The sequence below is a fragment of the Nesterenkonia halophila genome (assembly GCF_009467795.1).
In the GTDB taxonomy this organism is placed as follows: Bacteria; Actinomycetota; Actinomycetes; order Actinomycetales; family Micrococcaceae; genus Nesterenkonia; species Nesterenkonia halobia.
Genome location: NZ_WIAX01000013.1, coordinates 200,317 through 213,978, shown reverse-complemented (window position 1 = coordinate 213,978; position 13,662 = coordinate 200,317). Strand labels below are relative to the sequence as shown.

General features: G+C 72.5%; 9 protein-coding genes. 4 read left to right on the top strand and 5 right to left on the bottom strand.

Going from position 1 to position 13,662, the window contains the following annotated elements; translation table 11 throughout:
• Positions 1-14: 14 nt before the first annotated feature.
• The 4 genes from GCL72_RS07790 to GCL72_RS07775 all read left to right on the top strand — a co-directional run bounded on the left by GCL72_RS07790 (position 15) and on the right by GCL72_RS07775 (position 7,408).
• The gene (locus GCL72_RS07790; protein WP_153144133.1) at positions 15-1,373 is read left to right on the top strand and encodes a Gfo/Idh/MocA family protein; all 1,359 of its coding nucleotides are present in this window, start codon (positions 15-17) and stop codon (positions 1,371-1,373) included.
• A 77-nt stretch (positions 1,374-1,450) separates the two neighbouring features.
• On the top strand, positions 1,451-2,344 hold the full coding sequence (locus tag GCL72_RS07785; protein ID WP_153144132.1) for an NAD-dependent epimerase/dehydratase family protein: 894 nt from the start codon (positions 1,451-1,453) through the stop codon (positions 2,342-2,344).
• 237 nt (positions 2,345-2,581) lie between these two features.
• Entirely contained in the window at positions 2,582-4,882 is a 2,301-nt protein-coding gene (locus GCL72_RS07780) for a fibronectin type III domain-containing protein (protein WP_153144131.1), read from the top strand.
• Positions 4,883-5,119: 237 nt separating this feature from the next.
• Positions 5,120-7,408: a rhamnogalacturonan lyase gene (locus GCL72_RS07775; RefSeq protein WP_153144130.1), complete on the top strand. Its 2,289-nt coding sequence runs from the start codon at positions 5,120-5,122 to the stop codon at positions 7,406-7,408.
• A 110-nt stretch (positions 7,409-7,518) separates the two neighbouring features.
• On the opposite strand, the gene GCL72_RS07770 is transcribed toward GCL72_RS07775, so the two are convergent.
• The 5 genes from GCL72_RS07770 to GCL72_RS07750 all read right to left on the bottom strand — a co-directional run bounded on the left by GCL72_RS07770 (position 7,519) and on the right by GCL72_RS07750 (position 13,660).
• Positions 7,519-7,947: a universal stress protein gene (locus GCL72_RS07770; RefSeq protein WP_153144129.1), complete on the bottom strand. Its 429-nt coding sequence runs from the start codon at positions 7,945-7,947 to the stop codon at positions 7,519-7,521.
• 64 nt (positions 7,948-8,011) lie between these two features.
• A complete protein-coding gene (locus GCL72_RS07765) occupies positions 8,012-9,181 on the bottom strand; it encodes a M24 family metallopeptidase (protein ID WP_246161084.1) in 1,170 nt (389 codons plus the stop codon).
• On the bottom strand, positions 9,178-11,301 hold the full coding sequence (locus tag GCL72_RS07760) for a DUF6807 family protein (RefSeq protein ID WP_153144128.1): 2,124 nt from the start codon (positions 11,299-11,301) through the stop codon (positions 9,178-9,180). The genes GCL72_RS07765 and GCL72_RS07760 overlap by 4 nt, the downstream gene beginning before the upstream one ends.
• Positions 11,302-11,468: 167 nt before the next feature.
• On the bottom strand, positions 11,469-12,365 hold the full coding sequence (locus tag GCL72_RS07755; RefSeq protein WP_153144127.1) for a sugar phosphate isomerase/epimerase family protein: 897 nt from the start codon (positions 12,363-12,365) through the stop codon (positions 11,469-11,471).
• Positions 12,362-13,660 carry a dihydrodipicolinate synthase family protein gene (locus GCL72_RS07750; RefSeq protein WP_153144203.1) on the bottom strand — a complete coding sequence of 433 codons (1,299 nt, stop codon included), beginning with the start codon at positions 13,658-13,660 and terminating at the stop codon, positions 12,362-12,364. The genes GCL72_RS07755 and GCL72_RS07750 overlap by 4 nt, the downstream gene beginning before the upstream one ends.
• Between the last annotated feature and the right edge of the window lie 2 nt (positions 13,661-13,662).

The following is a 13,662-nucleotide window of genomic DNA, read 5'->3' as shown; positions in this document are numbered from 1 at the left end:
GAGCTGGCTCACCCGTGAGCACCCAGAACACCCGCACCCGGTACGTCATCGTCGGCATGGGCAGCCGCTGCGCGATGTACGTCGACGCCATCCTCGGCGCCCACGCCGACGTCGCCGAGCTGGTCGCCGTCGCCGACTCGAACCCCGGCCGCGCCGAGCACCACCGGGGACGGATCGCCGCCGAGCACGGCGCCGAGGTCGAGATCTTCGACCCGGGCGAGCTGACCGCCGTCGTGCAGTCGCAGGGCATCGACCGGGTGATCATCACCAGCCCCGACGTCACCCACGCCGACTACATCGTCGAGTCGCTGACTGCCGGGGCCGACGTCGTGGTGGAGAAGCCGCTGACCGTCGACGCAGAGTCCAGCGCCCGGATCGCCCGCACCGTCGAGGAGACCGGCCGGGACGTCACCGTGACCTTCAACTACCGCTACTCGCCGCGGAACACCGCGCTGAAGGCCGCGATCCAGGACGGGGCGATCGGCACGGTGACTTCGATCGACTTCACCTGGGTGCTGGACACCGTCCACGGGGCCGACTACTTCCGCCGCTGGCACCGGGCGAAGGAGAACTCCGGCGGGCTGCTGATCCACAAGGCCTCCCACCACTTCGACCTGGTCAACTGGTGGCTCGACGACTCCCCGCAGAAGGTCTACGCCTCCGGCGGGCTGAAGTTCTACGGTGCGGAGAACGCCGCCGCCCGCGGGATCAGCCCGGCCGAGCGCGGCACCCGCGAGGGCTCGGCATCCGACCCCTTCGCCCTGGACCTGCGCACCGACGAGACGCTGCGGGCGCTCTATCTGGAGAACGAGCACCACGACGGCTACCGCCGCGACCAGGACGTCTTCGGCGAGGGCATCACCATCGAGGACAACCTCGCGCTGCTCGTCGACTACGCGCACGGTCCGGTGCTGAACTACTCGCTCAACGCCCACAGCCCCTGGGAGGGGTACCGGGTGGCGGTCAACGGCACCGAGGGGCGGCTCGAGCTGGAGGTCGTCGAGCGGGCCGCGGTGCTGCCGGCCTCCGGCGGCTCGCCGGTGGACCCCTCGGCGTCCGAGGACGGCCGCTCCTCGGCGGCGCGCGCCAAGGGTGAGCGGCTGGTGCTGCAGCGCCACTGGAACGAGGCCGAGGAGATCGAGATCGTCCAGGGCGAGGGCGCCCACGGCGGCGGCGACCGGCTGCTGCTCGCCGACATCTTCACCGGACCCGGCGAGGATCCGCACCACCGCCCGGCCGGACTGGTCGACGGCATCGAGGCGATCGCCGTCGGCGTCTGCGGCAACGCCTCGCTGGCCGCCGGCGCGCCGGTGCAGGTCGCCGACGTCGAGCTGGGGCTGGGCGCGGCGGCGACGGCGGCCGCCGCGAGCTGACCGCCGCGCCGGCGTCGGCCCCTCGTCGGCTCTCGTCCGTCCATGATCCCCGACCCGCCCACTGCAGGAGGCATCTGTTGGCTGAACGCATCATCATCACCGGAGGCTCCGGACGGCTGGGGCGCAGCGTCGTCGCCGGCTTCGCCGCCACCGAGCACGAGATCATCAGCGTCGACCGCGACCTGCCCGAGCAGCCGGTCGACGGCGTGGACCACCGGGCCGCCGACCTGCTCGACGCCGAGGCGACCGCCGCGCTCTTCGCCGAGATCTCCCCGACGGCGGTGATCTCGCTGGCGGCGATCGCAGTGCCCTTCGCCGCGCCGGAGGACGTGATCCTGACGACCAACGCGGCGATCGCGCAGAACGTCACCGCCGCGGCGGTCGGCTCCGGCGCGACGACAGTGGTCATCGCCTCGAGCCCGTCGATCATGGGCTACGGCTCGCCGGCCGGCTGGGTCCCGCCGCGGCTGCCGCTGGACGAGGAGGTGCCCCCGCAGCCGTGGCACGCCTACGGGCTGAGCAAGCACGTCGCCGAGCAGGTCGCGGCGATGTTCGCCCAGCAGACCGACGCGGTGAAGTTCATGAGCTTCCGCCCGTGCTACGTGATCGCCCCCGAGGAATGGGAGGGGGCGCCCACGCAGCAGGGCCACACCGTCCGCGAGCGGCTGGACGACCCGGCGCTGTCGGCGGTGGCGCTGTTCAACTACGTCGACGCCCGCGACGTCACCGACTTCCTGCTCGCCGCCCTGGAGCACAGCGACGCGGTGGAGAACGGCTCGGTGTTCTTCGTCGGCGCCGCCGATGCGCTGGCTCGCCGGCCGCTGGCCGAGCTGATCCCGGAGCTTTTCCCGGAGCTGGCGCATCTGGCCGGAGGCCTCACCGGCGACGCGACGGCGTTCTCCATCGAGAAGGCCCGTCGCGTGCTCGGCTGGGAGCCGAAGCGCTCCTGGCGCACTGAGCTGTCGCACTGACCGAGGCGGTGCCCGGACGATGGCTCTCGGGCGATGGCTCCCCTCAGGATGGCTCCGTGGGACGCGTGGGAAAGCGTGAGCATTCCCACGCATCCCACGGAGTCATTCTCAGGTGGCGATGCTCAGACGGCATGATCGAGCTGTTGATCGCTACATGTGATCCACCTTACGTTCTCCATGGGTCGTCAGTCGGCGACCCATCCATGATCGTCCATGACATCAGGAGGGGATCAGTCGATGGTGAATCGTTTCAGAACGCCGCTGACCGCTGGGGCCTCGGTGCTCACGGCAGTCGGCCTCATCCTGGGCTCCGCCGGGGGAACGGCCGCCGGCCCGACGCATGCCGGCGACGCCGGAGCTGACGCCGAGACCGTCGCCCAGGCCGAGGGCGTCGTCGCCGCACCGGAGTCGGTGCGGGTCGCCCATGCCGAGCCCGGGAGTCTGGACATCCGGTGGGACGAGGTCTCCGGCGCGCAGGGCTATGTGCTGCTGCGCGCCGACAGCGCCGACGGCGACTATGTCGAGGTCGCGCGCACCGGAGCCCGCGAGGTCTTCGCGACCGACGACGACGTCGATACCACGGCGGTGCACTACTACAGGGTGCGAGCCGTCGGCGCCGAAGGGCTCTCGGAGCCCTCGGCGGCTGCCGTCGGCCGGCTGGCCGGCGACTCGGTGCCGGAGCCGACTTTCCCGGAGGACGGCAGTCTGACCCTGGACCTCGGGCCGGGTCGGGCGGCCGAGGGCGCGGTCGCGCTGCGTCCCGGATCGCCCTACACCGCCCAGAGCCGCGTCGGCTTCGTCGACCTCGAGGAGGTGACTCCTCTCCATCGAGGGCAGGATCCGCTGAGCGGGGATCTGGTCACCGTCGGAGAGACCGAGCTGGTCGCCGACCTCCCCGTCGGCGACTACACCGTCACCGTCGCGGCCGGTGACCCGGAGGCGCCCGCGGATCTGGCGATCACCGCCGAGCAGGTGCAGAAGGTCGAGCCGACCCGGCTCGCCGCCGGCGAGACGCGGGAGCTGGCCTTCGACGCCGCGCTGGTGGACGGCCAGCTGAACCTGGAGTTCTCCGGCGAGGCGGCGACGATCTCGGCGGTGACGATCACCGCCCACGACGAGCGCGAGGCCGCGGAGACGCCGACGGCCTACCTCACCGGCGACTCCACCGTGCAGACCTACGCCGAGGCGTACGCGCCCCAGGCCGGCTGGGGACAGATGTTCGGCCGATTCCTCGACGACGGCGTCGTCGTCGACAACCACGCCATCGGCGGGCGCTCGTCGAAGAACTTCATCAGCCAGGGGCGGCTGGACAGCGTGCTGCGCCAGATCCGCCCCGGGGACACGCTCTACGTGCAGTTCGGGCATAACGACAACACCTACGGCGTCGACGACCGGTACGCCGCTCCGGCCGACTATCGCAACTACCTGCGGACCTATGTGGAGGGCGCCCGGCAGCGCGGGGCCACGCCGATCCTGGTCACCCCCGTCTCGCGACGGGACTTCGATCCCGCCACCGGCGCGTTCAACGTCTCCTTCCCCGAATACGTCGAGCAGGCGACCGCGCTGGCCGAGGAGACCGGCACTCCGCTGGTGGACCTCGCGGCCTCCAGCCGCGCCTATCTGGACCAGATCGGCCCCGAGGGGGCGAAGTCCGTCTTCCTCTGGGTCCCGTCTGGGGTGTACCCGAACCGCCCCGACGGCACGCAGGACGACACCCACTTCCAGGAGTACGGCGCGATCCAGATGGCGCGGCTGGTCGCCGAGGACACGGCGGCCCTGGACGTCCCGCTGGCCGAGCACGTCGTCGACGTCGAGGCCCCGGCCGAGGTGCCCGCGGCCCCGAGCGATCTGCGGGCCGAGGGTGTCACGGCCTCCGGGTTGACGCTGCACTGGGCCTCCGGCGACGCCGCCGACGCCCACCGGGTGCAGGTGAAGCCCTCCTCGGCCGGCGAGGGTGCCTGGTCGCTGGCCACCACCTCCACGGAGCAGCGCGCGGAGGTCTCCGGTCTGGAGCAGGACGCCTCCTACGATCTGCGCGTGGTCGCGGTGAACGCCCGCGGCGCCTCGGAGACTTCGGAGCCGCTGACCGTCGCCACGCGCGCGCCGCGGCACTCCTTCGACTTCCAGCTCTCCGGCGGGTCGACGATGGATGGCTTCGCGCCGGTCGAAGAGACCACGGCCTACACGGTCGAGCGCGGCTACGGCTTCCTGGCCGGCGAACCCGACGGCCGGGACCGCGGCGCGGACTTCGCCCCGGCGCCGTCTGATCTGGCGCGGGACTTCCTGCTGCCGAGTGCGGAGACGCCATTCGCCGTCGACGTCCCCGACGGGACCTACGCGGTCCGGGTGATCTGGGGCGACATGCTCGGCACCGCCCGGCTCGACGTCGCGGTGGAGGGCGAGGACTTCGGCGCAGCCAACGCCGGCCGTGGCGCCACCAGCAGCCGCGTGCTGCGACCGGTCGAGGTCGACGACGGCCAGCTGACGATCGAGGCCGAGGGCTGGCTCAACGGGGTGGAGATCACTCGGCTGGACTGAGTCTCGAGGCCTCCCGGGTGGATGACCTCGGGGCTATGATTCCGGGGCGATGACGCCGTGGAAGGTGCGGGAAAGCGCGAACATTCCCACACGTGCCGCGGAGTCATCCTGAGGTGGCGATGCTCAGACGGCATGCTCAGGCTATTGATCGTTACATGTGATGTGCCTTACGTTCTCCAGGGGTCGTCAGTCGGCGACCCCTCGTATCTGTTCTCGATATTCGGAGAGGAACGATCAATGGTGAATCGTTTCAGATCACCGCTGTCGGCCGGCGTCTCGGCCGCGGCGGCCGGCAGTCTGCTCCTCGGCGCCGCCGGGGGAGCCGCCGCGGCGCCGGAGCCGTCCGGCGGGTCCGACGGCGCATCGTCGCAGGATTCCGCGCTCGCCCGCCAGGCGGAGCGCATCGACCGCGCCCCCGTCGCCGCCGCGACCGGCGACGGCGTGCATGTCGGCTGGCGGCTGCTCGGCGACGATCCGCAGGACCTGGCCTTCCACGTCTACCGCGACGGCGAGCGGATCACCGAGGAGCCGCTCACCGAGGCGACCAGCCTCCAGGACCCCGACGGCGCGGCCGGGGCGACCTACCGGGTGAGCACCGTCGTCGACGGCGTCGAGCGCTGGGCCACCGAGGAGTTCAGTACCTGGGGCGGCCAGACGCGCGACATCCCGCTGCAGAAGCCCGAGGGCGGCACGACGCCGGACGGCGTGGACTACAGCTACACCGCCAACGACACCTCCATCGGCGACGTCGACGGTGACGGCGAGTACGAGTTCATCGTCAAGTGGTATCCCACCAACGCCAAGGACAACGCGCACAGCGGATATACCGGCAGCGTCATGCTCGACGCCTATGAGATGGACGGCACGCAGCTCTGGCGCATCGACCTGGGGAAGAACATCCGTGCCGGAGCGCACTACACGCAGTTCCAGGTCTTCGACTATGACGGCGACGGGCGCTCCGAGGTCATGGCCAAGACGGCCGACGGCACGGTCGACGGCACCGGAGGGGCGATCGGCGACCCCGAGGCCGACCATCGCAACTCCGAGGGACGCGTCCTCGAGGGGCCTGAGTACCTGACCGTCTTCGACGGCGAGACCGGTGCGGCCGTCGACACGGTCGACTATGTGCCTCCGCGCGGCGATCTCGAGAACTGGGGCGATGACTACGGCAACCGCTCCGACCGGTTCCTCGCCGGCACCGCGTATCTGGACGGGCAGTCGCCGAGCGCCGTCTTCGCCCGCGGCTACTACACCCGCGCGGTGATCTGGGCGGTGGACTTCGACGGCGAGGAACTGAGCTCGCGCTGGGTCTTCGACAGTGACGAAGCCGGCGACGAGTATGAAGGCCAGGGCAACCACAGCCTCTCGGTCAACGACGTCGACGGCGACGGGAAGGACGAGATCGTCTACGGCTCGATGACCCTCGACGACGACGGCTCCGCGCTGTACAACACCGGCCTCGGCCACGGCGACGCCCAGCACGTCTCCGACTTCGACCCATCGCGCCCCGGCCAGGAGGTCTTCTCCGCCCACGAGGACATCGGCGCCTCCGGCGGGCGCGGTGCGACGCTGCGCGACGCCGCCACCGGAGAGATCCTCTGGGACATTCCCGGCGAGACCGACACCGGCCGGGCGGCCATGGGCGACATCGACCCGCGCCACCCCGGCGCCGAGGGCTGGGCCGTCGGCGGCGACGCCTCCTGGGACTCACGGACGGGTCAGCTGAAGTCCGCCTCCGGCGAGCTCATCTCCGAGACCATCCCCGCGGCGAACTTCCTCACCTGGTGGGACGGCGATCTGCTGCGCGAGATCACCGACCACGACTACGACGCCGAGTCCGGCACGGGCGTGCCGACCATCTCGACGTGGAACTACGAGGAGGAGACGGAGGAGGAGCTCTACCGGGCCGAAGGCACGCTGAGCAACAACGGCACCAAGGGCAATGTCGCAGTACAGGCCGACCTGCTGGGCGACTGGCGCGAGGAGATCGTCACTCGCACCGAGGACTCGACGGCGCTGCGCATCGCCACCACGGTGATCCCCACTGAGCACCGGCTGCGCACGCCGATGTCCGACTCGCAGTACCGGCTGTCGATCGCCTGGCAGAACACCGCCTACAACCAGCCGCCGCACACTTCCTACTTCCTCGGCGAAGGCATGGAACAGCCGCCGGCGCCGCGGCTGGACTACACCGCCGAGGCGCCGGAGTTCGAGGATGTCCCCGACGCCGCCGACGGCGCGCCGGGGCCGGTGACGGTCGACGTCGAGGACGCCGAAGTCGGCAAGCTGCGGGTGGAGGCGACCATCGCCGAGGGCGAGGTCAACGGCACACGGTTCGCGCTCATCGTCGACGGCGAGGAACGGGCGACGGCGCAGGTCGAGGACCGCACGCCGAGGGATCAGGATGTGAAGCTGGAGGCCGACGACGTCGGCCCCGGTCAGCACGAGGTCCAGGTGGTCGCGAGCAACGACGCCGGCGAGACGGCCTCCGAGGCGGTCACGGTGACAGTGCCCGCCGACGACTGAGCTCCGGCTCCCCGGGCGTTGACTCCGTGGGACAGGTGGGAATGAGTGCGCATTCCCACCTGTCCCACGGAGTCATCCCCGGCGGAAGCACCCCAGCGGGAAGGGGCGCCTCAGGCCGTGTAGGTGTTGGCGATGTGCACGTCGCAGTCGGCGTTGTGCGCCACCGAGGTGGCGATGCTGCCCAGCACGCGGCCCATGCCGCGGATGCGCTGGTTGCCGACGACGATCATCTGCGCGTCGTTCTTCTCCGCGGCGGCCAGCAGCGCCTCGGCGGGCCGGCCGAACTCTGCGCCCGGGGTGACCGTCACGCCGTCGGTGTCCAGCGAGGCGACGACCTTCTCTGCGGTGTGCAGCGCGTTGTCGGCGTCGGAGACGACCCACTTGTCGGAGCCGCTCTGGATGGTCTCGCTGCGGTCCTGGCTGTAGGCCGAGATCACCTTGAGCTCGGCGTCCAGCGCGCGGGCGAGCTCGAGCGCCTGCTCGGCCGCCTTGCGGGCGGTCTCGCTGCCGTCCACGCCGACGATGATCGGTGCTGACATGGGGACTCTCCTTGGTCGAGTGGGACTTGTCACGTTCAGCCTAATCGAGATTCGACGCCGGCGCTCAGCGCCGCAGCGTCGCCGGCCGGTCGCGTCCGGCGACCTCGATGCTCGGCCAGCGCGGGTCGAGGCTGAGGACCTCGACCTCTCCATCCTGACGCATCAGCACGGTGTCCTCGACCTTCGCGCCGAGGCCCCGCCGCGCGTCGAAGGCGGTCGGATTGAAGGCGAAGGCCTGGTCGGGGTGCAGCACATCGCGCACCCCGGGGGAGACCCGCGGGTCGCGGCCCTGATAGCCGGCCGCTCCGCCCTGGTGGTGCTGGGTCCACTCCTCCGCGTCGAAGCCGCGGGCCGGATAGGCCTGCTGGATCGTCTCCAGCACGTCGGCCAGCGCGACGCCGGGGCGCAGGGCGGCGAAGATGTCGGCCTCGACGTCGAGGATCGCCGCATCCAGCGCGTCCTCGCCATCGACCGGTTCGCCGAAGCCAACCCACCGGGTGACGTTGGCGATCAGCCCGCCGCGGCGGGCGCAGACCACCGCCATGGCCCGGCGGCCCAGCGGCCCCGACGTCGGCAGCGGGTGCCGGTGGACGGCCCGCGCGGCGCCCTGGGCCAGCAGCACCACCGGTTCCGCCCCGCGGGCGGTCAGCGCGCCGCCCAGCTCGGCGGCGAGCTGGAACTCGGAGGTCTGCGGCGTCGTCGCCGAGAGCACGTCGGTGAGCACCTCGGCGGACTCGCGGCACAGCGCCCGGTAGCGCTCGACCTCCGGGGCCAGCAGGCTGGCGCGGGCGGCGCGCAGCGGCAGCGCGGCCGAGGCCTCCTCGGCCAGCCGCCAGCCCGCCGCGGCCGGGAACCAGGAGGCGACGGCGTCGACGTCGGCGTGCCAGGCGATCGGATGCAGGGTGATGGTGCCGTCGTCGAGCGCGCCGGCCAGATGCGCCAGCTCCTCCTCGCGGATGCGGGCGGCCTCGTTGGAGAACACCCCGATCTCCACGCCCTCGCGGGTCACCAGCGCCCGCAGGATCGGCGCGCCGGCCAGGCTGATGTGCACCCGGGCGCCGACCAGCAGCCAGGAGAGCGCGCCCTCGGAGGAGAGCACCAGTCCGTCGGCGCCGACGTCGTCGAGCACGCCGACCAGCCGGCGGTGTTTGGCGGCCAGCTCCTCGACCGGACGCATCTGCTGGGTCTGCTGGGCTTGCTGAGACTGCTGCGTCCCAGGGGTCTGCTGCGTCATGCTCGCTCCTCCGCCGGCGCCGCGGCCGGCTCGCTGATCAGCCGCTCGCCGAGGGCGGCGGCCCGGTCACGGTCCAGTCGGCCGTCGACGACGGCGACGCGCACTCGGCGCGCCACCTCGCGGCCGGGTTCGGCGGCCACCGGTGCGTCCCAGGCCAGCGACATCCCGACGCCGGGGTAGCCCGAGCAGCGCACGAACCACGGGTCGGCATCGGTCGAGGCCAGCACCAGCGTGGCCTCGCCGCCGCCGTGCTCCGAGCCGAAGCGGCCGGAGTACATCAGCCAGTCGGTGACGCTGCCGTGCACCGCCTCCTCGCCCTCGGCCTCGGCGGTGCAGATGGTGGCGTCCTCGACGGCGGGCAGCCGCCAGAAGAAGCCGCCGTAGCCGCCGCCGACGCGCCCGTTGGACCCCGGGCTGCCCAGCATCACGGTCCGCTCGACCGCGGAGGTCAGCGCGAAGGAGAGATCCAGCGCCCAGGCGTCGTCGGCCCCGGCGCTGTCGGCGTCGAGGCCGGCGACGGCGACCGCCCGCTCCTCGGCCAGCAGCGCCGTGCCGCGGTGGTCGAGCCACTCCAGCCGCTGATCCAGCCGGGAGCCGCCGCCGAGCGCGGCGACGTCGTGCTCCAGTCGCTGCTCGGCGGCCCGGATGCGCCCGTGGTCCTCGCGCCAGATGTAGCGGCCGGCGTCGCGGGTGTAGGTCCGTCCGCCCCAGAAGTTCGTGCCGTCGACATCCTGCAGCGCCGCCGAGACGCCCAGATGCCAGGTGTGGTCCAGCGGCTGCTGGTCGGTGACGACGACGCCGCCGCGGGTGCGCACCCGGTCGAGGAACGGTCGCGGGGAGTCGGTCGGCGAGACGTCCTCGCCGGTGCGCAGCGTCGCGAGGGTCTGCTCGCCCAGCCGCAGCTCGCCGTCGGTCGCCGGCGAGGCGGCCCAGGGGGCGCCGAGCGAGGAGAACGTCGACGGCGCCTTCGTCGCCCGGGCCAGGTAGTCGGCGACGTGCGGGATGACCGGGTGCCGCTCCGGGCCGGAGTCGACCTGGACCAGGTGCTCCTCGGCGATCGTCGCGGGCTCGTCGGCGGTGCGCACCGCCTCGAGGACCTGCATGAACGCGTCGGCGTCGGCCAGCGGGGAGAGCAGCGCCGCGGCGGCACCCTCGCGGACGTCGAGCAGGTTCTCCAGCAGGTCCGTCCGGCCGTGGACGACAGTGCGCGGCTCCCCGGCGTCGTCGGCATTCTGCGGGGCCTCGCGGTTCGGGGCGATGACCAGCTCGTCCCGGGTGTAGTACAGCACCGCCTGGCCTTCGGTGCCGTGCACGGTCACCCACGGGTCCTGCTCCTGATCCTCCGGCGCGCAGAGCGTCAGCGCGGCGGTGACCGGCAGTCCGGAGGCGGTGCGCAGCCGCACGATGGAGGTGTCGTCGGCCTCGATGCGATGGGCGTGGTGCAGCTCGACGGCGACGTCGTCGACGTCGGCGGCCCGCCGCGCGCCGGCGACGTGCAGTGCAGTGCGCACTGCATGGGCCAGCGGATTGGTGACCACGCCGTCGACGACTTCGACGCCGTCGAGCACCCGTCGGCCGGCCCACGGGGCGCGGTCGTAGTAGGCCTGCCGGCGCAGCCACAGCCCGGTGGCCGAGACCGCGCGCAGCTCCCCGATCCCGCCCGGGGCCTGCGGCGCGGCGAGCAGCTGCTCGATCGCCGCCAGCGCGTGGGAGCCGATGGACTGGAAGCCCACCTGCACCCGGCGGCCGGCGGCCTCGGCATGGGCCAGCAGCTCGCGGTGCTGGGCGAGCGTCGCCGTCGGCGGCTTCTCCAGCAGCACGTCGGCGCCCATGTCCATCGCCTCGCGGGCGAGGTCGAAATGCGTGTTGATCGGGGTGGAGATGATGACGACGTCGGGACGGTGCCCGGCCTTGCGCGCCTCGCCCAGCGTGGCGTGGACCGGGATGTTCCCGCGGACCTCCGGTCCTGGATCGGTCAGGCTGGCCCCGGCGATGAGCTCGGCGCGGCCGCACGCGGCCAGCCGCTCGAGGTTCGCCAGGTGCTGGCGGCCGAAGCCGTCCAGTCCCACCAGCAGCACGGAAGTCGGGCTGCGGGGTGCGTCGTCGACGTCGTCGGTCATCTCTCTCCTCGGAATGCGGATGGGTCGGAATGCGGCTGGATCGAGCGGCCGCTCCTGACGAGATCTGCGGCCCTGCGGCGGGCGTGGGGCGGCAGAACGTCGTCAGGAGCGGCCGCTCGATGCCCGCCGGCGGGCTCTCGACGGTCTCGCGGGGGTCGGCGGACGGCTCAGGGCGCCGGCGCCGGGGCGGCGGCCTGCAGCGCCGGCAGCACCAGCTCGCCGTAGCGGGCCGTCATCGTCTCCAGCGTGGTGGCCGCGTCCTGGGAGTTGATCTCCTCGTTGAAGATCTCCACCTCCACCGGGCCGGTGTAGCCGGCCTCGGCCACCCAGCGGCTGATCGTGGCGAAGTCGACGTGCCCGTCGCCCATCATTCCGCGGGACTTCAGCGCATCGGAGGCGATGGGCAGGTTGAAGTCGCAGACCTGGTAGCTGGCGATGCGCCCCTCGCGGCCGGCGCGGGCGATCTGTTCGCCCAACTGCGGGTCCCACCACACGTGGAAGGTGTCGACGACGACGCCGACGGTCTCGGCCGGGTGCTCGCCGGCGACGTCCAGCGCCTCGCCCAGGGTGGAGAGCACTGCGCGGTCGGCGGCGTACATCGGGTGCAGCGGCTCGAGCACCAGGCGGATGCCGTGCTCGGCGGCGTAGGGGACGAGCTCGGCGATCCCCTCGGACATCCGGGCTCTGGCGTCGACGATGGACGTGTCCGAGCGGTCGCCGGAGCCGCCGAGCAGATGCGCCGCCGAGGGCAGCCCGCCGACGACCATGATCAGCTCGTCCGCGCCGATCGTCGCCGCCTCGCGGATCGCGGCCCGGTTCGACTCCAGCGCCTCGGCCCGCTGGGCGGGCTCGGACGGGGTGAGGAATCCGCCGCGGCAGAGCGTGGTCGCGCTCAGTCCGGCCTCGGCGATGATCCTCGCGGCGGCCTCGGCCCCGCCGGCGTCGGCCAGCAGATGCCGCCACGGGCCTATGTGCTCCAGTCCGGCGGCGGCGACGGCCTCGACGGCCTCGCGCAGCGAGAGCTGCGGGGTGGTGCCGGTGTTCAGCGAGAGCTCGAAGCTCATCGGGCGCCTCCTTCTGTACCGCTGGTGCTGCCGGTGCCCGCGGCGCCGTCGGGGTCGACGCCGCCGACGATCAGCGCCGCGCGCATCCGCTCGGCGGCCAGCTGCGGGTCGGGGAGCAGCCCGGCGGCGTCGGCGAGGACGAAGATCCGGGCCAGATGCGGCAGCGAGCGGCCGGCGTGCAGCCCGCCGACCAGCTGGAAGCCGTTCTGGTGACCGTTGAGCCAGGACAGGAACGCCACCCCGGTCTTGTAGTAGATCGTCGGGTGGGCGAAGATGTGCCGACCCAGCTCCCGGGTGGAGTCCAGGATCGCCCGGCCGCGCTCGGCGTCGCCGGCGTCGTAGGCCTGGATCGCCGTGGAGGCCGCCGGGTAGATCGCCGCGAAGATGCCCAGCAGCGCGTCGGACTGCTGCCAGCCGTCGGCACCCTGCTCCTCGCCGTCGATCAGCTCCGGATAGTTGAAGTCGTCGCCGGTGTAGAGCCGCACACCCTCCGGCAGCCGGGCGCGCAGCCGCTTCTCGTGCTCGGCGTCGAGCAGCGAGACCTTCACGCCGTCGACCTTCGTCGGATGTGAACCGATCAGCTCGAGGAACGTCTCGGTGGCCGCGGCGACGTCGTCGGAGCCCCAGTAGCCGGCCAGTGCCGGGTCGAACATCGGACCCAGCCAGTGCAGGATGACCGGCTGCTCGGCCTCGGCCAGCAGCTCGCCGTAGACGGCGAGGTAGTCCTGCGGACCGGCGGCGACCTTCGCCAGGGCGCGGGAGGCCATCAGGATCGTCTTGGCCCCGGAGCCCTGGACGACCTGCAGCTGCTCGCGGTACGCGGCCCGGACGGCGTCCAGACCGGCGCCGCCGGGCTCGACGTCGGCGGGGTCCAGCTGGTCGGTGCCGGCGCCGCAGGCGATGAGGTCGCGCACCGACTTTCCGGCCAGCGCCGGGTAGGTGCCGGACTCGACGACGCGGGCGGCCTCGGCGGCCGAGCGGCGGATCAGCTCCTGCGTCGCCGCCCAGTCCAGACCCATGCCGCGCTGGGCGGTGTCCATCGCGTCGGCGACGCCCAGGCCGTAGGACCACAGCTCGTGGCGATAGGCCAGCGTGGCCTCCCAGTCCGGCGCCGCCGGAGCGCCGGGGACGTTCTCGGCGTCCATGCGCGGGACCACGTGGGCGGCGGCGTAGACCACCCGCGAGCTCAGCGGCTCGCTCGGGCGGGTGAACTCGCCGACGCGCGGATCGGTCTGGCCGGTCATCGTGTGCTCGACCGTGCCGCCCTCGGGCGTCGGCAGGGTCAGCGTGGGCAGCT

Excerpts from the sequence above, each read along its gene's own strand:
- GCL72_RS07780 (WP_153144131.1), top strand. The coding sequence starts at position 2,582 with ATGGTGAATCGTTTCAGAACGCCGCTGACCGCTGGGGCCTCGGTGCTC.
- GCL72_RS07775 (WP_153144130.1), top strand. The coding sequence starts at position 5,120 with ATGGTGAATCGTTTCAGATCACCGCTGTCGGCCGGCGTCTCGGCCGCG.
- GCL72_RS07770 (WP_153144129.1), bottom strand. The coding sequence starts at position 7,947 with ATGTCAGCACCGATCATCGTCGGCGTGGACGGCAGCGAGACCGCCCGC.
- GCL72_RS07765 (WP_246161084.1), bottom strand. The coding sequence starts at position 9,181 with ATGACGCAGCAGACCCCTGGGACGCAGCAGTCTCAGCAAGCCCAGCAG.
- GCL72_RS07760 (WP_153144128.1), bottom strand. The coding sequence starts at position 11,301 with ATGACCGACGACGTCGACGACGCACCCCGCAGCCCGACTTCCGTGCTG.
- GCL72_RS07755 (WP_153144127.1), bottom strand. The coding sequence starts at position 12,365 with ATGAGCTTCGAGCTCTCGCTGAACACCGGCACCACCCCGCAGCTCTCG.